The organism is Shewanella sp. SNU WT4 (genome assembly GCF_006494715.1).
Taxonomy (GTDB): Bacteria; Pseudomonadota; Gammaproteobacteria; order Enterobacterales; family Shewanellaceae; genus Shewanella.
The window spans coordinates 3577499-3601092 of sequence record NZ_CP041151.1 but is presented as its reverse complement, the minus strand read 5'-3'; the positions used below and the strand labels follow the sequence as shown (position 1 = coordinate 3601092).

The window sequence follows — 23594 nt, the reverse complement described above, 5'->3', positions numbered from 1 at the left end:
TCAAGGGTTAATGATGGTGTGTGCCAGAGTTCACACTTTTCTCGGCTAGTTTGATCTTTATACTGCGTGCATAGTCAAAGTTATTGATAATAATAAAAAAGTAACTTTGATAGGAATGCAATGACCATGGATAACCAGCTTATGCCTCGTGAGCAGCTTGGGATTTGTGCCGAAGGTAATCTGCATAGCATCTATTTGATGCTTAATGCCAAAGAGGGCGCTGAGCCCGCGTTAAAAGCAAGCTTAGCTACAGTGGCTCAGCATCTGTTTGAAAGTTCAGATACTCATAGTGATTGTGCCTTTAATGGCTTTGTTGCAATAGGAGCCAATTACTGGGATAGCTTGTATCCCTTAGCTCGTCCTGCCCAATTAGCACCATTTCCAGCGATGAGCGCCACTCATATTGAAGCGCCTGCGGTTGAATATGATTTGTTCGTGCATTTACGCTGCGATCGCTACGATGTACTGCATCAAATTGCTAACGAATGCTGCCAAATGTTAGATGGGCTAGTGGACATTAGTGATGAAGAGCGCGGCTTTAGATATCAAGATAGCCGTGACTTAACCGGCTTTGTCGATGGCACCGAAAACCCTAAAGGTCAACACAGACAGCAAGTGGCTTTAGTGGGCGCTGCTGATAGTGAGTTTAAAGGTGGCAGTTATATCCATGTGCAAAAATATGCGCATATGTTGCCTAAATGGCAGCGCTTAGCGATTAAAAAACAAGAAGATATTATTGGTCGCACTAAGCAAGACAACATTGAATATGCCAGTGCCGATAAGCCATTAACTAGCCATATTAAACGGGTTAATCTGAAAGATGCTGACGGTAATAGTTTAGAAATTTTACGCCAAAGCATGCCTTATGGCTCAATGACTAACCAAGGTTTGATGTTTATTTCTGTGTGCTGTAATCCAAGTCACTTTGAATTGATGCTGCGTAGCATGATCCATGGTGACGGTCATGGCCATCACGATCACTTACTGCACTTTACCCGTGCAGTCACAGGTTCAGCGTTCTTCGCGCCGTCATTAGATTTCATGCTAAGAGATCTTGATTGAACCTAGGCTGATGTTTTAGAGACAAAAACGCACCATTAGGTGCGTTTTTTATCTAAGGATGCAGGTGTTATTCGCAGTTATTATTCGCAATAGTTAAACAAAGAACGCACAGTTTCTAACGTAGCATCAATGTGCTTGATATTGGATGGACTAATAAAGATGGTGTCATCCCCTGCAATAGTGCCGAGGATACCTTCAGACTTGCCCATGGAGTCCAGCAGTCGCGCAATTAATTGCGCCGCGCCAGGGCTAGTTTTCACCACTATCATGGCTTGATTATGATCAACATCTAGCACTAAGTTTTTAAGTGGGCTACCTGCGGTTGGCACGCCAAGCTCAGCAGGCAAGCAATACACCATTTCTTGCTTAGCATTGCGAGTACGAACAGCGCCAAACTTGCTGAGCATACGCGATACTTTAGACTGGTTTATGTTGGTAAAACCTTCAGCTTGCAAGGCATGTACAATTTCGCTTTGTGAACCAAATCTTTCTTCTTTTAAGACGGCTTTGAAAGTACGAACTAAATCATCTTGATGCTTTGAGGTCGACATATAGGCTCTATTATATTCATGAAAACTATTCCATTTTGAATATAAGGCGGCTATGAGTCAACATAATTGCGATTTTTGTGAATAAAAATTCACTGTGAAATTCCTGTTTATATTTTTGTTTTATTCGACAAATTCAATTTGTTATCAACTTACAACCTCCGACTAACGGATAATTGCTATTCTGTTGACGATGAAGTAATGTTGGCGCAACAAGGAATTGGATGTATGTCACAAATATCTTAAAGATACGGAGATTATTATGAAAGTAGCTGTTCTTGGTGCCGCCGGTGGTATTGGTCAAGCCCTAGCTTTACTGTTAAAAACTCAGTTGCCCGCAGGTTCTTCCCTCTCTTTATATGATATTGCTCCTGTGACCCCAGGTGTTGCCGTGGATTTAAGTCATATCCCAACAGCAGTCACGGTCAAAGGTTTTGCTGGTGAAGATCCAACGCCAGCCTTAGTGGGCGCTGATATCGTATTAATCTCTGCTGGTGTGGCGCGTAAGCCTGGCATGGATAGATCGGATTTATTTAATATCAATGCTGGCATAGTGCGTAATCTCATTGAAAAAGTGGCGATTACTGCACCAACAGCCTTGATTGGCATCATCACTAACCCAGTTAACACTACCGTTGCCATTGCCGCTGAAGTGCTGAAAAAAGCGGGCGTGTATGATAAGAAACGTCTGTTTGGTATTACCACCCTTGATGTTATTCGCGCCGAAACCTTCGTGGCTGAAGCTAAAGGTCTTAATGTCGCTGACGTTAAAGTTAATGTGATTGGCGGTCATAGCGGCGTGACTATTCTGCCGTTATTGTCGCAAATTGAAGGTGTGAAATTTAGCGATGCTGAAATTGCTAGCATGACACAACGCATTCAAAACGCTGGTACTGAAGTGGTTGAAGCTAAGGCCGGTGGCGGCAGCGCGACTTTGTCTATGGGGCAAGCCGCATTCCGTTTCTGCCAGTCTTTAGTCAAAGGCTTAAATGGCGAAGCGAATGTGATTGAATGCGCTTACGTCGATGGCGGAAGTGAGCATGCACAGTTTTTTGCTCAGCCAATTTTACTTGGCAAACACGGCATTGAAAAAATACTGCCTTATGGCGAAGTCAGTAGCTATGAAGCTCAGGCTCGTGATGCCATGTTAGATACTTTAAAAGCTGATATCGTATTAGGTGTTGAGTTCGTAAAGTAATAGATTCGCTTTACTAAAGCGCCTACGGGCGCTTTTTTTTTGTGTGCAAAAGCCTAAACATTGTTTAAGTAATAAGTTAGCGTCATTGCGTTTAGGGTAAAAGAACATTATTTATGGAGTATTAAGTGTATGAATCAACAGACATCACTACCAATTCATCAAGCAATTATTAAGATCACTAACCTGCGCCTTCGCACTTACATTGGCTTTAATCCCGATGAAATGGATAAGCAGCAAGATGTGATTATTAATATTGAAATTCATTATCCCGTCGGTGAATCCTTTATTAGCGATGATGTTAGCCACGCGCTTAACTATAAAGTCATTACTAAAAAGATTATTCAACACGTTGAAATGGGTAAGTTTAAGTTGCTAGAAAGACTGACTGCCGATGTCTTGCAGCTTTGCTGTGAGCCTGCGCAAGTGACATTTGCGCGCGTAACGATAGATAAACCCCATGCTCTTAGGTTTGCAGATTCAGTGTCTTTGACCTTAGAGTTTAGCCGTTAGACCTGATAACAAGATGGTGTCATTGATTTAGGTTGAATTCACACAATTCATAGTAAGAATTGCCACAACTGCTATGCTCTATTTACTAATAGCCATTGATGTTCTTCAGATTCGCACTCGTTGATAATCTTGAATATCAAATCAGGGATGAAACATAATGTTTAATAAAGCATTAAAAGCGCAGCTCGCGGACGCAGAAATCAGGTTGCAAGAGACGGAGTCGTTAATTCAGGCCATTAAAGACAGTGTCGCTTGTATCGAATTTACCCAAGATGGCACAATTTTAGATGCAAACTCTCATTTTTTAGGCGTCGCAGGTTATACCTTGGATGAAGTTCGGGGTAAGCATCATCAAATATTTTGTACTCTTCAATATCGCAACAGCCCTCAGTATCGCCAATTTTGGACGGATTTAGCCTCTGGTCGTCCACAATCGGGAACCTTCCAGCGTTTGAATAAAAAAGGCGATGATGTTTGGTTAGAGGCCACCTATTTTCCTATCCGAGTTAACGGCATTGTTCACAAAATCATGAAAATCGCTTCCGATGTGACGGTTAAACATCAGCAGGCGGCATCGCAAGCAGCAGTGTTTGATGCGTTAAACCGCTCGCAAGCTGTGATTGAATTTACTCCTGAAGGTAAGACATTGGCGGCTAACAATAATTTTTTAACTGCTATGGGTTATAGCCGCGAGCAAATTATTGGGCAACATCATAAGATGTTCTGTTTTGATAAGTTTTATCAGGATAATCCCAATTTTTGGAATGAACTAAAAAATGGTCAATTTAAGACAGGTCAATTTGAACGCAAATTAGCATCTGGCCAAAGTATCTGGTTAGAAGCCACTTACAATCCGGTTGTTGATAAGTTTGGTAAAGTCTGTAAAGTCATTAAATTTGCCTCAGATATCACCAATAAGATCAATCAGGATAACGCAGTGCGTGATGCCGCAGGCATTGCTTATACCTCCTCGGAAGAAACTGCCAGAATTGCGTTGCAAGGCGCAAGCTTGTTAAAAGCTACGGTTGAAACCTCCAATGTGATTGTTGCTCAAGTGAATAAAACCACAGTGTCTATCAATCAACTCAATGAGCAATCAAAAAGCATTGAAGCGATAGTCTCCACCATTAGCGCCATTGCTGAGCAAACCAATTTATTGGCATTAAATGCGGCGATTGAAGCGGCGCGGGCGGGCGATCAAGGTCGCGGCTTTGCTGTGGTGGCTGATGAGGTGCGGCAATTAGCCGCGCGTACCAGTCAATCGACCGATCAAATTGCTGCAGTTGTGAGTGAAAACCGTGCATTAACGGCAAGCGCGAATGAATTAATGAATAAAGTGGCGCATACGGCTGAAAGCGGTAAGCAGCAAATTAGCGAAGTTGTGGCGGTAATGGATGAAATTAAACGCGGCGCTGATAATGTCTCTAAAACTGTCTCTAATTTAAATATTGGCTAGGCTCCTGATTGAGTCTACCCAGTTAATGATTAACTAAGCTCGCCATTACCCACCTTATTGGTGGGTTTTTTATTGGCACAAGCTTAGGTTTTGTAGCTTAATAGCACTTAGGTGTTAATGTTTGGCCAAAGGGAGTGAGTATGAGTTTATTAAATGCCTTAATGGGCAATGCCAGTGCCGTAGATTTAGTGGAATTAGACACTGAACTTAGGCCAATTCTGGCCGATAGTGAAACAATAGCACTGGCTTATAAGATGGTGCGCGACTTGTTTATCTTTACGAACAAGCGTTTAATCTTAATTGATAAACAAGGCGTTACCGGTAAAAAGGTGAGTTATCAATCTATCCCTTATAAGTCGATTACCTTTTTTGAGGTGGAAACCGCAGGCCGATTTGATTTGGACTCTGAACTAAAATTGTGGATTTCTGGGCAAAAAGAGCCATTAATTAAAGAGTTAAAGCGCGGCACTGATGTGGTTGAAATTCAGCGCACCATAGCTAATTTTGTACTTTAAGCGCTTGAGTTTTGACTAACTAAATCATAAAAAAACGCGACTTAACGTCGCGTTTTTTATGGCTAAAATCGCACTCGCATTAATCTTGGCTGTGAGCAGTTTTATGGTGCTCTCTGCTTGGCTCTTTGTGATCATGCATCTTGGTCTTGTGATGCTTATGTTCATCATGCTCATGCTCATGCTCATGACGATGCGGATGAGTTTGCTCGGGATGCTTGTGTCCTACAGCGTCGCCGCCATGTTGAGTGTGTGGATGGCTTTGCTCGTGCTCACGATAGTCATGATGATCTTTATCATGTTGATGTTGCAGGCCATCACCATAACGGCGCTCCATCTTTTCATGCTCAAATTCAGCAGTGTGTTGAACGCCATGGTTAGTTTGCTGATGCGTGCCTTGCTTGTGGTCATGCTTACTCATAATAACAATCCTTAAATAACCTATGGCTTAAGGCTACGCTTAACTAGTTTACAAAGCGTGATCTAGATCAAGTTAGGTGCAGGCATAAATTAAGCCTAAGCCATCTGCGGTTCATTATTGTGAGGCTATAGCTTAGGTTGCCCATTAGTGGTCACTCAAGCTTTTGATTTTATTAACAACTGCGACTAAGCCATTGGTTCTTGATGGACTTAGTTGCTGACTTAACCCCAATTGTTCAAAACAGGCGCTGGCATCAAAGGCCGCAATTTGCGCCGCTGTTTTGCCTTGTACGCCGTTTAGCACTAGTGCGATTAATCCTTTAATGATGCGAGCGTCGCTGTCGATTAAGAAGTAATGCTGTTGTTCGATAGCAAGGTGATAGAGCCACACTTGGCTTTCGCAGCCTTGAACTTGGGCGCTGTCAACTCGCCATTGGCCATCAAGGCTAGGTAATTGCTTACCGAGTTGCATCAATAAGCGGTATTTATCTTGCCACTGTTGGTGCAAAGCTAATTGGCTCACGGCTTGCCCAAGTGCGGCGGTATTCCATTGAAATAGCCCAGGGGCTGGCATTATCATCCCAATATCTCCAATACTTGCGCCATGGCGTCTAAAAATTGCTGAATGTCAGCTTCTGTGGTGTAAATGCCAATAGATACGCGGCAGCATCCACTTAAGCCTAAGCTGCGAATTAAGGGTTCGGCGCAGTGATGGCCGCAGCGAATAGCAATATTCATTTGATCTAATAACATACCAACATCTTGATGATGCTCATTATTGATATTAAATGCGACGACGGCTAGGTTATCGCTATGAGCACCATATAAGGTGATGTTGGGGAAGGCGCTAAGACCTGTCTGTAGCCTGTGCAATAGTGCCTGTTCACAGGCTTGCCAGTTATTTGGCAGAGCCTTGATAAAATCTATGGCGCCGCCAAGGCCAATGACTTCGGCAATCGGCGGTGTGCCGGCTTCTAGCCTATGGGGGAGCGCGGCAAATTCACTGTGCTCAAAACTCACTGAGGCTATCATCTCGCCGCCAGTCATCATGGGCGCGAGCGTATCCAGTGCTTGATAGCGGCCATACAGAATGCCAACGCCAGTCGGGCCATACATTTTATGGCCGGAGAATAAGTAAAAATCACAATCGATAGCTGTAACATCGACAGGCATATGGGCAATGGCCTGCGCGCCATCGACAACCGTTAAGGCGCCATGCGCTTTGGCTTGCTGGCAGAGGTTTTGAATGGGACTTACTGTACCCAATACGTTAGAGACATGGCTTAGCACTACGATTTTGACTTGATGCTCAGTTAATAGCTGCGCATAGGCGGCGTTATCAACACGCAGGTTAGCATCTAAGCCTATGGCGATTAACTTTGCGCCAGTGCGTTTGGCCAATTGTTGCCAAGGCACAATGTTGGCGTGATGGTTAGCGCTATCAATTAATATGGTATCAGCGGCCGTCAGTAAATCAGTTAAACCAAAGGCCAGCATATTGGCGCCCATAGTCGTGCCTGAGGTAAAGATAATTTCTTCACGGCGCTTAGCATTAATAAAGACTTTGGCTTTATCTCTTACGCTTTCAAAATCTTGAGTGGCGCTCGCGGATAATTGATGGGCAGCGCGATGCACATTGGCATTATGCTGACTGTAGTAATTATCCATTAAGCGAATGACATTGCGCGGCTTTTGACTGGTAGCTGCAGTATCTAAATAACAAATAGGTTGGTTATTTAGCAGGGGAAATTGACTGCGAAGATCGCTTTGCCAGCTAAAGTCTGACTCAAGTCGTGTCGGCATAATTGTTAGAAACCAAGAGCATGAAAAGGGCCTCGGGATCTTCAAGGATCTCGAGGCCTATTGCAAGCAGGGATTTATGGGCAAGGCACGGGATATTGCTTGGCAAGCTCATTGAGGGCGAGCTTGATTTCAGGGCTTAAGGCGAGCGATAGACTATCTATGTTTTCACTGAGCTGGGCTAAATTGGTGGCGCCAATAATATTACTGCCCACAAAGGACTGCTGATTGACAAAGGCAAGGGCAAGTTGCGCTGGGCTCAGTTGATGCTGATGGGCTAAATCAACATAAGCTTGAGTGGCATCGAGGGCTTGCTGATTGTTTGAATAGCGATTAAAGCGCTTAAACACAGTCATGCGTGCGCCTTCAGGCCATTGGTTATGGCAATATTTGCCGCTTAAGGCACCAAATGCCATGGGCGAGTAAGCTAGCAGTGGCAAGGATTCACGATGACAAATTTCGCTCATACCAATTTCAAAGCTGCGATTGAGTAAGTTATAAGGATTTTGCACTGAAACAATGCGCGGCAAGCTATGCTTTTCAGCCAATTGCAGAAATTTCATCAAGCCCCAAGGTGTCTCATTTGACACCCCGATATAGCGAATTTTACCGAGGCGGATCATTTCTGCTAAGGCTTCAAGGGTCTCAAGGATGGGAGTAAAGTGCTCGTTTTCCTGCGCCTCATAATGTAATTGGCCAAAGAAGTTAGTATTGCGATCGGGCCAATGTAGCTGATAGAGATCAATGCAATCAATGCCTAAGCGCTGTAATGAGCCATCAACCGCTTGCTGGATATTATTCCAATCTAGCGCCATGTTCGGCCGGATATAGTCACTCTTGCCACCTGGGGCTGAAATTTTAGTGGCAATAATCAACTGATCGCGGTTACCTCGCTCCTTGAGATAACGCCCTAAAATACGCTCGGTTTCACCTTGTGTTTCGTGCTTAGGCGGCACCGGATACATTTCTGCGGTATCGATAAAATTGATGCCTTTACCTATGGCAAAGTCCAGTTGTGAGTAGGCTTCGGCTTGAGTGTTTTGTTCGCCCCAGGTCATAGTTCCAAGGCAAAGTTTGCTGACATTAAGAGAAGAATGGGGCAGGCGATAATATTCCATTGGCACACCTTTAACTAAATGATCTCTGTGAATTTCAGGCTAACAGGACAAGACACATCTGCCTAGTCTTGCCTGTTTATATGCCTAAAACTTAAACAGCTGTCGTTATGACCAGTCAAAGCGAATTCATTAGAGTTGCTTTAACATAGCCAATTCACAGGAGTTATGGCCAGTATTGCCTTTCGCGGCGCATAAAGATTCAAACCCAAGGGATTGATACAGGGCTATGGCTTCCGTTAAGCGGGCGGTGGTTTCAAGGTAACATTGCTGATAACCCGCATCCTTTGCAAATTGTAAGGCGTGCTGGGCTAAACGCCGCGCCAAGCCGCGCCCGCGCAGACTGGGTAAAAAGTACATTTTTTGCAGCTCACATATTTTATCAGTGGGATTGCTACCTGCTAGCGGCGCTATGCCGCCACCGCCGAGTAACTTGCCCTGATAACTTATGACCCAATACCCACTGCCACTGGCTTGATACACAGCTGCCAAGCTATCCAAAGTGACATCCGCTACGGCAAAGCCTTGGTCGGCGCCTAAGCCATATTCAGCGGATACTTGGCGAATGATACTAGCAATGGCCTGATTATCTTTAGGTTCAATCTCTCGTAATTCAAACCCTTGTTGTAATTGGCTTTGACGAATAGCTTTATGTAAGCGCGTTATATGTTCTTGTTGCTGCTGCCATTGCTGCGCTGTGAACTGAGCTTGAATTAAGGCGAAGCGCTTATCCACTTGGCTTTGATAATCTAAATATTGCAGCCTTCCTGCTGGAGTTATCACGGCCATGCGCGCGCGGCCATCACGGCTAGAATCTAGCATGTTAAGCCAGCCGTGCTGCGCTAGCAGCTTGAGTTGGCGACTGGCATTAGATTTATCCACCTTAAATAGTTGGGCTAAAGCACTGACGCCAAGGGCTTGCTGGTTAAGCTGTTTGAGATATTGAAACTGTAACCAGTTAAGCGCATGGGGCTCTATTTGCGTGAGTTGAGCGAGGCTATCTTGCAGTTGCATCACAGTGGTTAACATTCCTTGTTCTGTGGCTGTCATAAATTAGTATCTCGCAGGATGTAATAACGGCGCCATGGCTAAAATAATGGCTTGCACGTAATTGCTTTGACGGCTCGCTACCCCATTGGTGAGTAGCCCTATAGCGCCGCCTGCTTGCTTAACATTGACGGTATTAAACATGGCATCCATGACATCACCTAGCTCCTCACCTGCAACTAAGGCGTCATAGACTTGTGTTGGCAAGGGCAGGCTAGCGCTACGATTGACGCTGAAGGTATCTTGGTGGGCTATCACTATATAAGCAAAGGTGGCCGGTCCATCTTCAAACATATCGACGCCGCCTTCCATGGCAAGAAAATAATCTGCCTTGGCATGAGCTTGACAAAATTTGACGCGATTAAGGGCTCCGAGGCGCGTTTCACTGGCCGTCATAGGTTGGTCATTAACCCCGGATGGGGCATAAAGTCCCTGGCATTCAATGTGAACATCTGGAAATAGCTCACTGAAAGCTTGCTGCGCTGCGGCAATTTTCACCGGATTCAGTGAGCCCACTGTGATGGAGATAAGTTGACTTGCCATCTAAAAAGTTACCTTACATTATTTTTTATGCGATTGTTTAATGCTTTGTTTGAATATTGTTGCGCTTTAGGTATCTTGCTTATGACATTGTGCCATAGCGCTTAGCTATCCCCAAGTGCTCATCAAGGCCAAGCCTAACTTAGACTTAGCCCCAAAGAGTCGCGAGTGCAGCTCAGTTGCTAAGCGCCAGCACGCTGAGTAAACGGCAGCATTTATGCTAACAAAGCTCACTGTCAATGGAGTGCGCCCTGTCGCCATTAGGTCGCACGGGTAACCAAATAAGGATAATAATAATGAAATTCAACAGACTCATACTCGCCATGATGGGAGTGACTAGCTCACTCTTATTGGCTGGCTGTAATAGCGATAGCAATGATGCTGTCGGACCTGAAGTCGCCGAGGTGCCAATTTTTGCGCCAGACGGTAAGCTCAGCGCCAGCATAAAGCGCACAACTTACGGTGTGCCCCATATTCAAGCCGATAATTTGCAAAGTTTGGCTTATGGCAGTGCTTATGTGCAGGCGCAAGATAACTTGTGTATCTTGGCCGATGGTTTTATTAAAGCTAACTCTGAGCGTTCACTCTATTTTGGTCCGCACGCCTCACTTGATTTCACCACAGGTATGCCAACGAGTGAAGATAACGGCAACTTGATTTCTGACTTTGGTTATAAAGCTTTAAAAGTCCGATCAATGGCCGAAGCTAAATGGCCAACCATGACTGATAAGTCTAAAGCGTTAATCATGGGCTTTGTGTCTGGCTATAACCAATATTTGGCGGATATCACTTCCGGTAAAGAAAGTCAGCCAGAACCATTTTGCGCTGGCAAACCTTGGGTTAAGCCCATTAGTGAAGTCGATTTCCTCACTTATATATTCTCGATCACCGCATTACCGGGCGCGGCTAACTTCTTAGATTTAATTTTTTACGCCAACCCTGGCGATGGTGATGAATACTTACCGCGTATTGCTGGACCTGCGCCGGCTAATGAACAGTTAGCTACTGCGCGCCAGCAATTTACCACTGAGCTCGAGGGCAAACTGCTAGCCCATGGCAATAACATCACCTTACCTGAAAAAAATCCAAGAGATTTAGGCTCTAACGGTTGGGGCCTTGGCCGCGATAAAACTGAAAGTGGCCGCGGCATGGTGCTTGGTAATCCGCATTTTCCGCACACAGGTAATTTACGTTTTTGGCAATCTCATACCACTATTCCTGGCCATTTAGACATGATGGGCGGCTCATTAGTCGGTATGCCTGGGCTTATTAACATTGGTTTTAATAAAGATTTAGCCTGGACTCATACCTTCTCAACGTCTGAGCATTTTGTGGTGTATAACTTGGAGCTTAAATCTGGCGATCGCATGAGCTATCTCTTTGATGGCGCATTAAAACCTATCAGCAAAGAAACGGTCAGCATTAAGGTTAATGCTGGGCGTGCGGGGATTTTAGTGGCTGAGAAGGATATTTATCTCACCGCCAAAGGACCTATGCTAGAAGCGCCAGCATCAGTCGCGCCATTTGGTTGGACTGATACTCAAGCCTTTATGGTTCAAGATGTTAACTCAGGCAATAGCGATCCGTTAGATCAATGGTTCGCCATGAATATGGCCACTAACTTGGATGAATTTACCCAAGCCATGAAAGACTATGATGGCTTAATTTTCAATAATACTATGTATGCCGATAAAGAAGGTAATGCCTTCTATATTGATGACTCTGCAGTGCCTGGTTTGTCTGAGGCCGCCGTTGTGCTGTTAAAAACCTCACCTGATATCAATGCAGCAAAAGCCAAGGCGGGCTTTACCATTTTGCCGGGTAACACTTCTATGTTTGCCTTCGATGGGCCAACAGCTTATCAATATGCGCCGAAAATGCTGCGCAGTGACTTTGTGCAGAACTCTAACGACTCTTTTTGGATGACTAACCCGAGTGAGCCATTAGTCTATTTCTCACCTATGTATGGCAATCTTAATAAGGCGTTATCGCTGCGTACTCGCATGGGACTGAGCTTGCTGCAAACGGGTGGCGGCAGTGATGGCAAATTTAATTTAGATGAACTTGAACAAGCCATGCTAGGTAATCACATCTATTTGATGGACTTAGTTGGTAGCGATTTGATTGCTCATTGCCAAGCGCAAGGCAGTACGCCCGTTGCCGTATCCGCCACTCAACAAGTGGATATTAGCGCGGCATGTGCGGCGCTTACGCAGTGGAATGGTCGCCAAGATACCGACAGCATAGGCGGCGCACTTATTCGTGAGTTTGCGCATTTGTTTGATCAAACAAAGCACTTAACCAGCGTGTTTGATGCCACTAATCCTGTGACTACGCCAAACACCTTAAGCAAGGATGGCAGCGCGTTAGTAACCTTAGCGCGCGCAAGTTTGAATTTGGAAGCGGCAGGCTTTACTGTGGCAGCGCCTCTTGGGGATGTACAATTTGTTGAGCGCTCATTGCCTAATGGTTTGCCTAGCGGGCAGCGTTTACCATGGCCTGGCAGTCATCATGTAGAAGGCGGCTTTAACGTGTTCTCTACCCGCTTAAGTGGGGATGACACCTTAATACCTCAGCATACCTATCCAAGTTCAGTGGATGCGTTAACCAAAAAGCCTCTTGCCTCTGGTCTAACCGCTGAAGGTTATCCCATTCGTTATGGTTCGAGTTGGATTTTCTTGGTTAACTTTACCGATGAGGGGCCTGAGGCTCGTGGGATTTTGACTTATTCGCAGTCGAGTAACATTCAGCGCGCGGAATTTGCCGATCAGACTGAGCGTTATAGTCGCGGTGAAGGCTTAAGACCGCTGTTATTCACCCCAGCGGAGATTGAAGCCAACCTAATTTCTAGCATGACGTTAACTAACAAATAATAGGTTGCGAGTGGTTGAGCAAATGCCGCAGTCTAGACTGCGGCATTTGACATTTATATCTTATTAAGTGATTGTAATTTAATGATTTAATTTTTTTTGGAGTTAGCAGGGTTGTAAAATGTGAGGTTAGTTGTTAAATATTAACAGTTTCGATAGTGATGCAGATCTCACTAGTTAAACACCTCTTTGGTGCTCGTCACAAAATGACTGTATTTGTGATCCGCAAAGGTTTTTGCTAGGGGCGATTTTTTTGAGTAAGATTGCTCGCAAGTCATTTAGGTAATCCTGATGTTGCTGTTGATCGTTGTTTTTGTGGATTTAACGCTGCGCCTTTGAAATAAAATGACGTCAAATTGGCGATCTAGATCTCAATATCGGTTTAATCTGAAATTTCATGACTTAAATTAGCGATTCCACATGTTTTTTGCAGCATAAAACGCTATCCTTTGCGCAAATAAAATAAATATTAGCTGTTTACAGTGCAAAGGTAATTATATGCAAAAAAATGCGACCGGTGCTCAAGCACCAACCGAGACCAAGGCCGTTAAACTGCCTTGGACCCGTCAAGATACCACGTGGATGCTGAGCTTGTTCGGCACTGCAGTTGGTGCTGGTATTTTGTTCTTACCTATCAATGCTGGTATGGGCGGTTTTTGGCCGCTAGTTGTGATGGCTATCTTGATTGGTCCTATGACTTATCTGGCTCACCGTGGCTTATCTCGTTTCGTGTGTTCTTCAAAAATTGAAGGCAGCGACATTACTCAAGTAGTTGAAGAGCATTTTGGGAAAGGCGCTGGTAAAGCCATCACTTTACTGTATTTCTTCGCTATCTATCCTATCGTATTAATTTACGGTGTTGGTATCACCAACGTTGTTGATAGCTTCATGGTAAACCAATTAGGCATGGAATCTCTGCCACGTTGGATATTATCTGGCGTTCTGATCTTAGGCATGATGTCTGTGATGATCGCAGGTGAGAAACTGATGTTGAAAGTAACTCAGTTCCTGGTTTACCCATTAGTGGCTATCCTGGCATTTATGTCTCTGTACTTAATCCCTAACTGGAATACCTCTGCATTAGAGCAAATCCCAGCGGCCGGTGATTTCTTAGGTACTATCTGGTTAACTATTCCAGTACTGATTTTCGCTTTCAACCATTCACCTGCGATTTCACAGTTTGCGGTATCGCAAAAGCGTGACCATGGTGTGAATGCTTCTCGTAAAGCGGACGTCATTTTACGTAACACTTCACTGATGTTGGTTGGCTTCGTGATGTTGTTCGTATTCTCATGTGTATTGTCTCTGACTCCAGCGCAATTAGCTGAAGCTAAAGCACAAAACTTACCTATCCTGTCATACTTGGCCAACGCTCATGACAGTGCATTTGTAACTTACTTTGCGCCGCTGATTGCCTTTATCGCCATCGTATCTTCTTTCTTCGGTCACTATTTAGGTGCCAGCGAAGGTATGCGTGGTCTGATCGTTAAGCAGTACGAAAGTGCTGGTAAAGAAGTGAATGAAGCCGGTGTTAACAAGTTTATTCTTGGCTTCATGTTCATCACTATCTGGGGCGTTGCCATCATTAACCCAAGCATTTTGGGCATGATTGAAGCTCTGGGTGGTCCAATCATCGCGGCTATCTTGTACCTGATGCCTATGTACGCTGTGTACAAGGTTCCAGCTCTCAAGCAATACCGTGGTCGTGTAAGCAATATCTTCGTTATTATTGCTGGTCTGTTGTCTATGACCGCTATCCTGTTCGGTTTACTTGGCTAATCCCAAGTCAGTCTAAACAGTGTTCCCAAGGATCGGGCCATTTGGCCCGATTTCTGCGTTTTTGAGGTTATATAGTTATGTTTAGCGCATTTGATATTTTTAAAATTGGTGTGGGCCCTTCGAGTTCACATACTGTTGGCCCTATGAAAGCGGCTAAAGAATTTATTGATGATTTACGTTCGAAAGGAAGCTTACGTGACATTACCAAAATTACTGTGGATGTGTACGGTTCACTGTCATTAACCGGTAAAGGTCACCATACCGATATCGCTATCATCATGGGTTTAGCTGGTAACAGCCCTGAAAATGTTGATATTGAAGCTATTCCTGAGTTCATTCAGCGTGTTGAGCAAACTGGTCGTTTAGCTGTTGGTCTGCATTGCCATACTGTTGATTTCCCAAGTGATGCCATGGTTTTCCATACTGAAGCTTTGGCTTTGCATGAAAACGGCATGAAGATCCACGCATGGGTGGGTGACAAGCTTGAGTACAGCAAGACTTACTACTCTATCGGTGGTGGTTTTGTGGTTGACGAAGAAAACTTCGGCAAAACTGCAGCGACTGATATTACTGTGGCTCATCCTTTTGCTAACGCTGAAGAATTACTGGCGATTTGTAAAGAAACCGGTATGAGCATCAGCGCCATCATGATGGCTAATGAAATGTCATTCCGCACTGAAGAAGAAGTCTATGCTGGCTTTGGTCGCGTATGGAATGTGATGCGTGAAGGTATCGAGCGCGGTTGTCATACTGAAGGCATTTTAGCCGGCCCACTGCGCGTTCCTCGTCGTGCCCCTGCTTTATATCGTCAATTGGTCACAGGTGAGCGTATATCTGCCGATCCTATGGTTATTATTGATTGGGTTAACATGTTTGCCTTAGCCGTGAGCGAAGAAAACGCTGCCGGTGGCCGAGTAGTAACTGCCCCAACCAACGGCGCTGCTGGTATCATTCCTGCGGTAATCGCTTACTATGACAAGTTCATTCAAAGCGTGGGTCAGAAAGAATCTACTAAGTTCTACTTAGCTGCTGCCGCTATTGGTTCTTTATACAAGCGTAACGCTTCTATCTCTGGCGCTGAAGTTGGCTGTCAGGGTGAAGTCGGTGTAGCTTGTTCTATGGCTGCTGCAGGTCTGGCTGAATTGATGGGTGCAAGCCCAGTACAAGTATGTATCGCTGCTGAAATCGGCATGGAGCATAACTTGGGCTTAACGTGCGATCCAGTTGCTGGTCAAGTACAGGTGCCATGTATCGAGCGTAACGCGATTGCTTCAATGAAAGCGATTAACTCAACTCGTATGGCGATGCGTCGCAGCTCTGAGCCAACCGTGAGCTTAGATAAAGTGATTGCTACCATGTATGAAACCGGTAAGGACATGCTGCCTAAGTACCGTGAAACTAGCCAAGGCGGTTTAGCCATTAACGTCATTAACTTATAATGACTTAATCGCAAGCCTTTGCTTAAGAACCACAATCGTTGATTGTGGTTTTTTTTGCCTAAAATTTATGTCGCTAATTAGGCTGCGAGTTCATATCTTATCGGGGGAATTACGGAGCTGAGTTGTCTAAGTCTAGCATTAGACTAAAGTCGTAAGCTTGCTACACTAACTCTTATGCATGGTCATTAATTAGGTGTGGCAATGAGTAAAGTGCAAGATAAACCCTATCAGTATCCAGCAGTTCCCGCGCCGTTATTTTCCACTCGAATGTTAGTGGTTCATTTTGTGTTAACCATTATTACCTTAGGTTTGTGGGGGCTGGTATGGTGGATACTTGTGCTCAAGGCCGAAGGGCGACAATTTCATTTGTTTTCGGCATTTGATGAGGCTTATTGGCAGCACTTAATCTTAAGGGAGCAACCGCCATCATCCCTGCATCCACAGCAGTTTGATGCAAATCCCGCTAAATCTGAATTTAGCGCATAACCGCAGGGCGGCGCACCGTTAAATGTGATGCAGATCACCCGTGTCAATTTTGTGACTGTGGTAGACTTTGACCCCCTTTTTTGGGCTGACGCTCAACACCATGGATGGACGTCAATTTACTGCATAACAAGGTTTGCCTACCATGACAAAAACTGCTAATTCACACCCGCGACCGACGACTTGGGCGCGCTGGTTATCTTTGCCTCTATGGAGCCAAATCTTGATTGGTATGGTCCTAGGTATTCTTGCAGGTATCATCTTAGGTCCTGATGCGGTGGCGTTAAAACCCATAGGAACCTTGTTCGTTAATACCATTAAAATGTTGATTGTGCCTTTGGTGTTTTGCTCCCTGATAGTCGGGGTCACCTCAATGCAAGATACAGTGAGCATGCGCCGTGTCGGCTTTAAATCCTTTGCTTTTTATTTGGTGACCACAACCATAGCTATCAGTATTGGTCTGGCTATCGGCGTATTGATTGAACCTGGTGCTGGCTTAGGATTAACCAGTACTGTGACCTCTGATGTTATTGTTGCCGCGCCATCACTCATGGATACCTTAATCAATATTGTTCCGACTAACCCCATCGCTGCACTCGCTAATGGTCAAATATTACAAGTAATTGTTTTTGCAGTGGCTCTAGGTATTGCGCTAGTGCTGATTGGCGAACAAGGCAAGCCTGCTATCGCGTTATTTACAAGCTTGGCGGAAGCCATGTATAAGCTTACCGATATGGTGATGAAGCTCGCTCCTTATGGCGTATTCGGCTTAATGGCATGGGTGGCCGGTGAGTATGGCGCCGCTATGTTACTGCCCCTAATTAAAGTGATTTTTGCCGTATATCTTGGCTGCGCGCTGCATATTCTTGGCTTTTATTCCCTAGTATTAAAACTGATGGCAGGATTAAGCCCGCTGCAATTTTTTAAAGGAATTAGTAACGCCATGGCTGTCGCTTTTACCACCTCAAGTACTGCTGGTACTTTGCCTGCAAGCATGAAGTGCGCCAGTGAATATCTTGGTGTTAATAAGAAGATTTCAAGCTTTGTGTTGCCCCTTGGCACTACCATTAATATGGATGGTACTGCTTTATATCAAGGCGTAACTGCATTGTTTGTGGCACAAGCCTTTGGTATAGATTTGACTTGGGTGGATTACCTGACGATAGTGTTAACCGCAACCTTAGCATCGATTGGAACCGCGGGTGTGCCGGGCGCAGGCTTAGTCATGTTGACCTTGATATTAACTACCGTCGGTTTACCCCTTGAAGGTGTAGCTTTGATTGCAGGAATTGATAGGTTGCTTGATATGGCGCGAACTGTTGTCAATGTATCAGGCGATTTGGTTGCGACGACTGTGATTGCCAAGTCTGAAAATGCGCTTGATGAAGAACATTATAATGCCGATATTCAAGACAGCGTACGTATGGCGAATGAAGCTGAGCAGAAGCAAGCATGAGTCAATAAAGACAACCGCAAGGTTATGAGTTGTAGCCATTAAAAAACCGCCCTCGGGCGGTTTTTTGCTATCAAATTACTGCTTAGTTAACACCAGCAATACTTGACCTTCGCCATCTAGCAGGCTCAATTGGCCATTGGCATATTGAGTGCTGGCTACAACAGGCATAGCTTGATTCACTAATTGCTCTTGAGCCATCAAAGCATCAACACAAGCCTTCATGGTCGTGCCGGCTGGCATCAAGGTTAATTGGTTATTGGCAAACTCATATTTGCCAAAGAATTGATTACAGCTGTTGTTACCGGTTAAGGTGCCATCGGCGCTGAAAATCAGTTCTGCTGGGCTGTAATCAACCGTAGGTTGACCCATGATGGTTTCAATTTTCCATTGACCAATCAGATCTAAGTCACTGCTTGGCGTAGTAGCTTGGCAACCACCTAAAGTGAGAGCCAAAGTGGTGATTGCGAGTACGCGTTTAAACATGAATACATCCCCAATAAAGTGTACTAAGGCCTTAGTGTATCTAAGTATCGCTTGATAGCAAAAAAGAAAGCGACAATTGTCGATTAATTACACTCGCATCTGAGAATCACTAGTAACACTTGGCTCAGTTTGCTGAGATTTAAGGCCTGCTCGGGTGATTTGGATCATAGGCGCAAGCTTAGACGATGAATCTGGGCTAAAGAAGCACGCGTTAGCATCAAGGACAAGATGAGCGGCCTGCTGCTGCAGTGATTTTTCGGCGCGGCGAATAATGTGCTGTAAATCCCTATCTGAATCAAGGAACACTAACACCACAAAGTCCTTATCAGTGTATCTTGCGGCAATATCTGCGGCTGTCTCTTCTACACAAATTATTAGCAAAAAATGGAACTTTCTTGACTGGCGATGATCAGATCATGCAAATTCACTCACTTCATCATTTTTAATGTCAATTTTTAACCCGAACAAATGGGCATATGATCACTTTCATCATGCTGAGCTAGGTGATAAACGACGAGCGGCAAGGTTAACCGTCGTCGCTGAACACATGGCGGTTGGCAGCGGTAAATCGGTTGCCAGATCTTGTAATGGTGAAGATGCCAAACTCGAAGGAGCCTATCGATTGATCCGCAATGATAATGTTAGCCCATCTATGATCAGAGCCGCCGGTTTTGCTCGCACCGCCCAAGCGATTGAAAATATAAATGAAATACTTGCTCTCGAAGACACGACAGCCCTGAGTTATAAGCACAGTGTGGCGTCTGAATTAGGGAAATTAGGCAAACCTACCGATAAGTCTCGTGGTTGGTGGGTTCATTCTGTCTTGCTACTGGATAGCCATACTTCTCGGACCTTGGGCTTGATCCACCAAGATTGGTGGTGTCGACCTGATAATCCCAACGAGGCCGATGAAAAAGAGAGCGGTAAATGGGCCGATGCATCCTATTTTACGCGGCAACGCTTGCAGGCTCACATGTCGCGAGTGATCTCAGTGTGTGATAGAGAAGCGGATATCATGCATTATTTATCGGATAAACAATCACATAGTGAACGGTTTGTGGTGCGGGCAAAACATGCAAGAAACCTAGTAGAATACGAGGCTAAGCTGTTTGAGCACATGGATAGTCATCCCGTTACCGGCGGATACACCATCGCCATCCCACAAAAAGGCATAAAGGAAGCCAGTGGGAAAAGCAAGAATCGTCCCTCGCGAACAGCCAAACTCACCCTCAAAGCCAGTGCGGTTAACATCAAACATAATCGTCAGCAGCATGCGATTAATGTGGTGTACGCACAAGAGCTCAATCCTCCCCAAGGTGAAGATGGACTATCTTGGATGCTACTGACCAGTGAGCCGATTGACACGTTGGCGCAGCAACTTCATGTGATTGATATTTATACCACTAGATGGCGCATTGAGGACTTTCATAAGGCGTGGAAAACCGGCGCGGGGGTTGAAAGGTTACGCATGACATCGCCAGACAACCTTGAGCGAGCGGCCTCGATACTTTGCTTTATTGGTGTGCGGCTACTGCAACTTCGGGAAGTGATGAGCCTGCCAATTTATCTGAGAAAAAGAGGGCAAATCGAAGCAGCGCAAAGCATGGAAAATCAAAGCTGCAGCAATGTCTTAGAGAATGATGAATGGCGAGTACTGATGCAGCTCTACAAGCCAAGGGGACATAAAGGCAAAGAAGCCCCAAATATGAAGTGGGCTTATCAATCCTTGGCCAAACTAGGAGGCTTTAATGATAGCAAGCGCACGGGAATGGCCAGCTGGTCCACGATTTGGGAGGGATGGGATGATCTTCAGGCTCAGGTAAAGGGGTATCGCTTAGCCAAAGCCCTATTTGAAGCCGGAGAAACGCTATGAGATCTGATCAAGAGACAGTATCTGCGGTGCGAATCGTATCTTGGATCACGCGGCCTAACACTTGCTGATCTTTCTCTGTGATTTCGCCATAACTGGAGTTATTCATTAATTCAAAAAATAAAATACCCGCATGAGATCCAAAACGGCGACCTAAGGCTAATTGCCTTGGTGCCATCATTAAGAAGCCATATTGATTGAGCATGCCTGTCAGGCGGTCACGCATAGAGAGTGAGCTTATGCGCTGATTTTGACACATTAAGGCTAAGTCTTGTTGCAGTAAGACTTGAACTGGTTCCAGCATAGCCAATGAGGCATGAGCAGTTAATGGGTCACTTTCAGATAAGACAATTAAGCAACCAAAGTCACTACTGTCAGGCCAGCGGATTGGCCGCGAAATAATATATTCCAGTTGGCCAACTTGCTCAGGCAGGGATAGCTGCGTTTCTGACAGTTTGATTTGTAAGCCTTGCCATGGCGCTTTTAGAAATTGCTCGATAAGAGGATTGGCTAATTCTATCACTAGGCCTGGATGCAATAGATGATCGCCTGCGCAAGTAATAACCTCATAACCTGCATTGGTTCTCTGTAAAATTATGATTTTAGATGATTTATAATAGTCGTTTAGCAATTCACATTGTTGAAACCAACGAACGAGGTTAATCGTATTATGTTCATTTTCTAAAATACTTTGTGACGGGTCGAACTCGCTGGTTAACATCTGTTGCGTCCTTGCATGGCTGTTATTTAATCAGTGTGGGGCAGATGCTGAAATTTGTAAATTAAAAATCCAGATTTTGATATTAATAGCAAGTGCTATCAGGCGTATAATGCCTTTTTAAAGAGGAGTGCCTTATGTATCAGCTACGAATTGCGAACTTAAGTGATCTCGATATCTTGTGTCAGCTTGAGTCCTGTCACGCTCGGCAAGAAAGTCGCGGCCATTGGCAAAGTGAGGCCTTACCTCGGCAACTGCTGAGTCTTCTGCTGGAAAAACATCTGGTGGTATTCGCCACTGAAGAATCCAAAACGATTGCTTATGGCATAGCCGCTGATTGGCAAACTATGGTGTCTATGCCTTTGTATAAAAAAGGCTTTGATCTGGTTAAGCAACAACAAAAAGCGGCGCCTTGGTGTCATTGGGGGCCTGTATGGGTCAGTCCTTCTGAGCGTGGCCATGGCTTATGCGGGCAGTTGTTTGCTTTCGCCTTAACGCATTTAGAACAACAATACCGCTCGATCCAGGCCATAGTGGCAGAAGATAATGAGGCATCGTTTCAGGCCCATAGCCGCGAGGGCATGATGACAGTCGCAAGTTACTTCTCAAGCCAAGGGCAAGATTATTATTTGCTCAACCGTGATATTTAATGAGGCATAGATGACATCCGAGCAATTTATCGCCTCCAAGTTAGTGCTATCAAGTCAGCATTTGGCTCAGTGTTTATTGTCGCTGTGGTCCAGCGAAGGTTTAACCGTTAAGGTATGGCGCCAAGTACAAGGACAAACTACTCGGCTTGTAATTGAGTCTGATGATGGCTGCTTTGATTGCGGTGATGAGCGCAGTTTGCAATCGAATTTAACGGCGCTTGAAAATGAGTCTATGCCAGAGCTTACGACATTAACGGCTGTGACTATGGCCGCCTTACCCTTAAGCCACTTGCCTATGCTAATGATGCAATACAATCATTTTGATCATATCTAACGTTAGCTCAGCGTTTTTTAGGCACAAAAAAAGCGAACCTAGGTTCGCTTTTTGACTAACAACAAACTTATAAACCGGCGTCAGTGCGCAGATCATCAGCCTTGTCAGTACGCTCCCATGGGAACTCTTCACGACCAAAGTGGCCGTAAGCGGCAGTCGCTTGATAGATAGGACGAGCCAAATCTAACATTTCAGTTAAGCCGTATGGGCGCAGGTCGAAGTGCTGACGTACCAGTTGGATCAGCTTGTCTTCAGACAGCTTGCCAGTACCGAAAGTTTCCACGCTGATAGAGGTCGGCTCAGCCACACCAATCGCGTAAGACACTTGAATTTCACAGCGATCGGCTAAGCCTGCTGCCACGATATTCTTAGCAACATAACGAGCTGCATAAGCCGCGCTACGGTCTACTTTTGATGGATCTTTACCAGAGAAAGCACCACCACCGTGACGAGCCATACCGCCGTAGGTATCTACGATGATTTTACGGCCAGTCAAACCACAATCACCCATAGGGCCACCAATCACAAAGCGACCAGTTGGGTTAATGAAGTACTTAGTATTGGCATTTAACCACTGCTCAGGCAGTACTGGCTTGATGATAGTTTCCATCACGCCTTCGATTAAATCTTTCTGGCTAACGCTGTCGCAATGTTGAGTCGACAACACGATGGCATCAATGCCTACAATCTTGTTGTCATCATAAGCGAAAGTTACTTGGCTCTTAGCATCTGGACGCAACCAAGGTAACAGACCACTCTTACGCACTTCAGACTGGCGCTTAACCAGTGCGTGAGCGTAAGTGATAGGTGCTGGCATCAGCACGTCAGTTTCATTGTTGGCGTAACCAAACATCAAGCCTTGGTCACCAGCGCCTTGCTCTTTAGGATCGGCTCTATCAACACCTTGGTTAATATCAGGTGATTGCTTACCGATAGCATTCAGAATTGCACATGAATCGGCATCAAAGCCCATGTCTGAGTTGGTATAACCAATTTCACGAACTGTTTTACGAGTCAGTTCTTCAATATCAACCCACGCAGAAGTGGTTACTTCACCACCGACCAGAACCATGCCAGTTTTGACATAAGTTTCACAGGCAACCCGTGCCTTAGGATCTTGCTCTAGGATTGCATCTAATACCGCATCAGAGATCTGATCGGCGATTTTATCGGGATGACCTTCTGATACTGACTCAGAAGTAAACAGGTGATTTGCCATATTCACAAAATCTCGTTAAATAAGTTAATTATGTAGAAGCATCTACATCTAGACGGCTATTCTAGATGAAATTTGCCCTATGATC

General features: G+C 45.0%; 24 protein-coding genes. 13 read left to right on the top strand and 11 right to left on the bottom strand.

All coding sequences use genetic code 11. From position 1 onward, the window contains the following. Positions 1-126: 126 nt before the first annotated feature. Entirely contained in the window at positions 127-1062 is a 936-nt protein-coding gene (locus FJQ87_RS16355; RefSeq protein WP_140934168.1) for a Dyp-type peroxidase, read from the top strand. A gap of 80 nt (positions 1063-1142) precedes the next feature. On the opposite strand, the gene argR is transcribed toward FJQ87_RS16355, so the two are convergent. Next, positions 1143-1613 (bottom strand): transcriptional regulator ArgR, encoded by a 471-nt coding sequence (gene argR, locus FJQ87_RS16350; protein ID WP_140933519.1) that lies wholly within the window; start codon positions 1611-1613, stop codon positions 1143-1145. 259 nt (positions 1614-1872) lie between these two features. On the opposite strand from argR, the gene mdh reads away from it, so the two are divergent. From mdh to FJQ87_RS16330, 4 genes are all read left to right on the top strand, one after another. Further along, positions 1873-2808, top strand: a complete 936-nt coding sequence (gene mdh, locus FJQ87_RS16345) for a malate dehydrogenase (protein ID WP_140933518.1) — start codon at positions 1873-1875, stop codon at positions 2806-2808. 153 nt (positions 2809-2961) lie between these two features. Continuing rightward, positions 2962-3318, top strand: a complete 357-nt coding sequence (folX, locus tag FJQ87_RS16340) for a dihydroneopterin triphosphate 2'-epimerase (protein WP_206194406.1) — start codon at positions 2962-2964, stop codon at positions 3316-3318. 157 nt (positions 3319-3475) lie between these two features. Further along, entirely contained in the window at positions 3476-4774 is a 1299-nt protein-coding gene (locus FJQ87_RS18990) for a PAS domain-containing methyl-accepting chemotaxis protein (RefSeq protein WP_140933516.1), read from the top strand. 140 nt (positions 4775-4914) lie between these two features. Further along, the gene (locus FJQ87_RS16330) at positions 4915-5289 is read left to right on the top strand and encodes a PH domain-containing protein (RefSeq protein WP_140933515.1); all 375 of its coding nucleotides are present in this window, start codon (positions 4915-4917) and stop codon (positions 5287-5289) included. A 79-nt stretch (positions 5290-5368) separates the two neighbouring features. Here the strand turns inward: FJQ87_RS16330 and FJQ87_RS16325 are convergent, their stop codons facing one another. From FJQ87_RS16325 to yjjX, 6 genes are all read right to left on the bottom strand, one after another. Beyond that, positions 5369-5707, bottom strand: coding sequence for a cation diffusion facilitator family transporter (locus FJQ87_RS16325; RefSeq protein WP_140933514.1), 339 nt, complete (start codon positions 5705-5707; stop codon positions 5369-5371). Positions 5708-5851: 144 nt separating this feature from the next. Continuing rightward, on the bottom strand, positions 5852-6286 hold the full coding sequence (locus tag FJQ87_RS16320) for a SufE family protein (protein WP_140933513.1): 435 nt from the start codon (positions 6284-6286) through the stop codon (positions 5852-5854). Further along, positions 6283-7509: a cysteine desulfurase gene (locus tag FJQ87_RS16315; protein WP_140933512.1), complete on the bottom strand. Its 1227-nt coding sequence runs from the start codon at positions 7507-7509 to the stop codon at positions 6283-6285. Before FJQ87_RS16315 ends, FJQ87_RS16320 begins: the two co-directional genes overlap by 4 nt. A gap of 74 nt (positions 7510-7583) precedes the next feature. Next, complete coding sequence (locus FJQ87_RS16310) at positions 7584-8624, bottom strand: NADP(H)-dependent aldo-keto reductase (protein ID WP_140933511.1); 1041 nt, start codon at positions 8622-8624, stop codon at positions 7584-7586. Positions 8625-8753: 129 nt separating this feature from the next. Beyond that, a complete protein-coding gene (locus FJQ87_RS16305; RefSeq protein WP_140933510.1) occupies positions 8754-9671 on the bottom strand; it encodes a bifunctional helix-turn-helix transcriptional regulator/GNAT family N-acetyltransferase in 918 nt (305 codons plus the stop codon). Positions 9672-9674: 3 nt separating this feature from the next. Then, positions 9675-10211, bottom strand: a complete 537-nt coding sequence (yjjX, locus tag FJQ87_RS16300) for an inosine/xanthosine triphosphatase (RefSeq protein WP_140933509.1) — start codon at positions 10209-10211, stop codon at positions 9675-9677. A gap of 293 nt (positions 10212-10504) precedes the next feature. Here yjjX and FJQ87_RS16295 point away from each other — a divergent pair, with 293 nt between their 5' ends. The 5 genes from FJQ87_RS16295 (at position 10505) to FJQ87_RS16275 (ending at position 18235) form a co-directional block, all read left to right on the top strand. After that, entirely contained in the window at positions 10505-13081 is a 2577-nt protein-coding gene (locus FJQ87_RS16295) for an acylase (RefSeq protein ID WP_140933508.1), read from the top strand. A 495-nt stretch (positions 13082-13576) separates the two neighbouring features. Continuing rightward, entirely contained in the window at positions 13577-14857 is a 1281-nt protein-coding gene (locus tag FJQ87_RS16290; RefSeq protein WP_140933507.1) for a serine/threonine transporter, read from the top strand. 77 nt (positions 14858-14934) lie between these two features. Beyond that, a complete protein-coding gene (locus FJQ87_RS16285; RefSeq protein WP_140933506.1) occupies positions 14935-16296 on the top strand; it encodes an L-serine ammonia-lyase in 1362 nt (453 codons plus the stop codon). A gap of 201 nt (positions 16297-16497) precedes the next feature. Beyond that, a complete protein-coding gene (locus FJQ87_RS16280) occupies positions 16498-16782 on the top strand; it encodes a DUF4234 domain-containing protein (protein WP_140933505.1) in 285 nt (94 codons plus the stop codon). Positions 16783-16924: 142 nt separating this feature from the next. After that, positions 16925-18235 carry a dicarboxylate/amino acid:cation symporter gene (locus tag FJQ87_RS16275; RefSeq protein WP_140933504.1) on the top strand — a complete coding sequence of 437 codons (1311 nt, stop codon included), beginning with the start codon at positions 16925-16927 and terminating at the stop codon, positions 18233-18235. Positions 18236-18310: 75 nt separating this feature from the next. Here the strand turns inward: FJQ87_RS16275 and FJQ87_RS16270 are convergent, their stop codons facing one another. Both FJQ87_RS16270 and FJQ87_RS16265 read right to left on the bottom strand, forming a co-directional pair. Continuing rightward, positions 18311-18718, bottom strand: coding sequence for an META domain-containing protein (locus tag FJQ87_RS16270; RefSeq protein ID WP_140933503.1), 408 nt, complete (start codon positions 18716-18718; stop codon positions 18311-18313). An 87-nt stretch (positions 18719-18805) separates the two neighbouring features. Further along, entirely contained in the window at positions 18806-19099 is a 294-nt protein-coding gene (locus FJQ87_RS16265) for a hypothetical protein (protein WP_140933502.1), read from the bottom strand. A 64-nt stretch (positions 19100-19163) separates the two neighbouring features. On the opposite strand from FJQ87_RS16265, the gene FJQ87_RS16260 reads away from it, so the two are divergent. Next, positions 19164-20591, top strand: coding sequence for an IS4 family transposase (locus FJQ87_RS16260; RefSeq protein WP_140930426.1), 1428 nt, complete (start codon positions 19164-19166; stop codon positions 20589-20591). A gap of 7 nt (positions 20592-20598) precedes the next feature. Here the strand turns inward: FJQ87_RS16260 and FJQ87_RS16255 are convergent, their stop codons facing one another. Then, positions 20599-21309: a GGDEF domain-containing protein gene (locus tag FJQ87_RS16255; RefSeq protein ID WP_140933501.1), complete on the bottom strand. Its 711-nt coding sequence runs from the start codon at positions 21307-21309 to the stop codon at positions 20599-20601. A gap of 134 nt (positions 21310-21443) precedes the next feature. Between FJQ87_RS16255 and FJQ87_RS16250 the strand changes: the two genes are divergently transcribed. Then, the gene (locus FJQ87_RS16250) at positions 21444-21956 is read left to right on the top strand and encodes a GNAT family N-acetyltransferase (RefSeq protein WP_140933500.1); all 513 of its coding nucleotides are present in this window, start codon (positions 21444-21446) and stop codon (positions 21954-21956) included. Positions 21957-21966: 10 nt separating this feature from the next. Next, on the top strand, positions 21967-22290 hold the full coding sequence (locus FJQ87_RS16245) for a hypothetical protein (protein ID WP_140933499.1): 324 nt from the start codon (positions 21967-21969) through the stop codon (positions 22288-22290). A gap of 67 nt (positions 22291-22357) precedes the next feature. Here the strand turns inward: FJQ87_RS16245 and metK are convergent, their stop codons facing one another. Then, positions 22358-23509, bottom strand: a complete 1152-nt coding sequence (metK, locus tag FJQ87_RS16240) for a methionine adenosyltransferase (protein WP_140933498.1) — start codon at positions 23507-23509, stop codon at positions 22358-22360. Between the last annotated feature and the right edge of the window lie 85 nt (positions 23510-23594).

Bases quoted from the DNA above. Each gene is read 5' to 3' on its own strand.
- FJQ87_RS16330 (WP_140933515.1), top strand. From the start codon at position 4,915: ATGAGTTTATTAAATGCCTTAATGGGCAATGCCAGTGCCGTAGATTTA.
- FJQ87_RS16260 (WP_140930426.1), top strand. From the start codon at position 19,164: ATGTCAATTTTTAACCCGAACAAATGGGCATATGATCACTTTCATCAT.
- FJQ87_RS16250 (WP_140933500.1), top strand. From the start codon at position 21,444: ATGTATCAGCTACGAATTGCGAACTTAAGTGATCTCGATATCTTGTGT.
- FJQ87_RS16310 (WP_140933511.1), bottom strand. From the start codon at position 8,624: ATGGAATATTATCGCCTGCCCCATTCTTCTCTTAATGTCAGCAAACTT.
- FJQ87_RS16285 (WP_140933506.1), top strand. From the start codon at position 14,935: ATGTTTAGCGCATTTGATATTTTTAAAATTGGTGTGGGCCCTTCGAGT.
- FJQ87_RS16290 (WP_140933507.1), top strand. From the start codon at position 13,577: ATGCAAAAAAATGCGACCGGTGCTCAAGCACCAACCGAGACCAAGGCC.
- FJQ87_RS16315 (WP_140933512.1), bottom strand. From the start codon at position 7,509: ATGCCGACACGACTTGAGTCAGACTTTAGCTGGCAAAGCGATCTTCGC.
- FJQ87_RS16355 (WP_140934168.1), top strand. From the start codon at position 127: ATGGATAACCAGCTTATGCCTCGTGAGCAGCTTGGGATTTGTGCCGAA.
- FJQ87_RS16275 (WP_140933504.1), top strand. From the start codon at position 16,925: ATGACAAAAACTGCTAATTCACACCCGCGACCGACGACTTGGGCGCGC.
- FJQ87_RS16270 (WP_140933503.1), bottom strand. From the start codon at position 18,718: ATGTTTAAACGCGTACTCGCAATCACCACTTTGGCTCTCACTTTAGGT.
- FJQ87_RS16245 (WP_140933499.1), top strand. From the start codon at position 21,967: ATGACATCCGAGCAATTTATCGCCTCCAAGTTAGTGCTATCAAGTCAG.
- metK (WP_140933498.1), bottom strand. From the start codon at position 23,509: ATGGCAAATCACCTGTTTACTTCTGAGTCAGTATCAGAAGGTCATCCC.
- FJQ87_RS16295 (WP_140933508.1), top strand. From the start codon at position 10,505: ATGAAATTCAACAGACTCATACTCGCCATGATGGGAGTGACTAGCTCA.
- FJQ87_RS16255 (WP_140933501.1), bottom strand. From the start codon at position 21,309: ATGTTAACCAGCGAGTTCGACCCGTCACAAAGTATTTTAGAAAATGAA.
- FJQ87_RS16280 (WP_140933505.1), top strand. From the start codon at position 16,498: ATGAGTAAAGTGCAAGATAAACCCTATCAGTATCCAGCAGTTCCCGCG.
- FJQ87_RS16305 (WP_140933510.1), bottom strand. From the start codon at position 9,671: ATGACAGCCACAGAACAAGGAATGTTAACCACTGTGATGCAACTGCAA.
- FJQ87_RS16320 (WP_140933513.1), bottom strand. From the start codon at position 6,286: ATGATAATGCCAGCCCCTGGGCTATTTCAATGGAATACCGCCGCACTT.
- FJQ87_RS16325 (WP_140933514.1), bottom strand. From the start codon at position 5,707: ATGAGTAAGCATGACCACAAGCAAGGCACGCATCAGCAAACTAACCAT.
- yjjX (WP_140933509.1), bottom strand. From the start codon at position 10,211: ATGGCAAGTCAACTTATCTCCATCACAGTGGGCTCACTGAATCCGGTG.
- FJQ87_RS18990 (WP_140933516.1), top strand. From the start codon at position 3,476: ATGTTTAATAAAGCATTAAAAGCGCAGCTCGCGGACGCAGAAATCAGG.
- mdh (WP_140933518.1), top strand. From the start codon at position 1,873: ATGAAAGTAGCTGTTCTTGGTGCCGCCGGTGGTATTGGTCAAGCCCTA.
- argR (WP_140933519.1), bottom strand. From the start codon at position 1,613: ATGTCGACCTCAAAGCATCAAGATGATTTAGTTCGTACTTTCAAAGCC.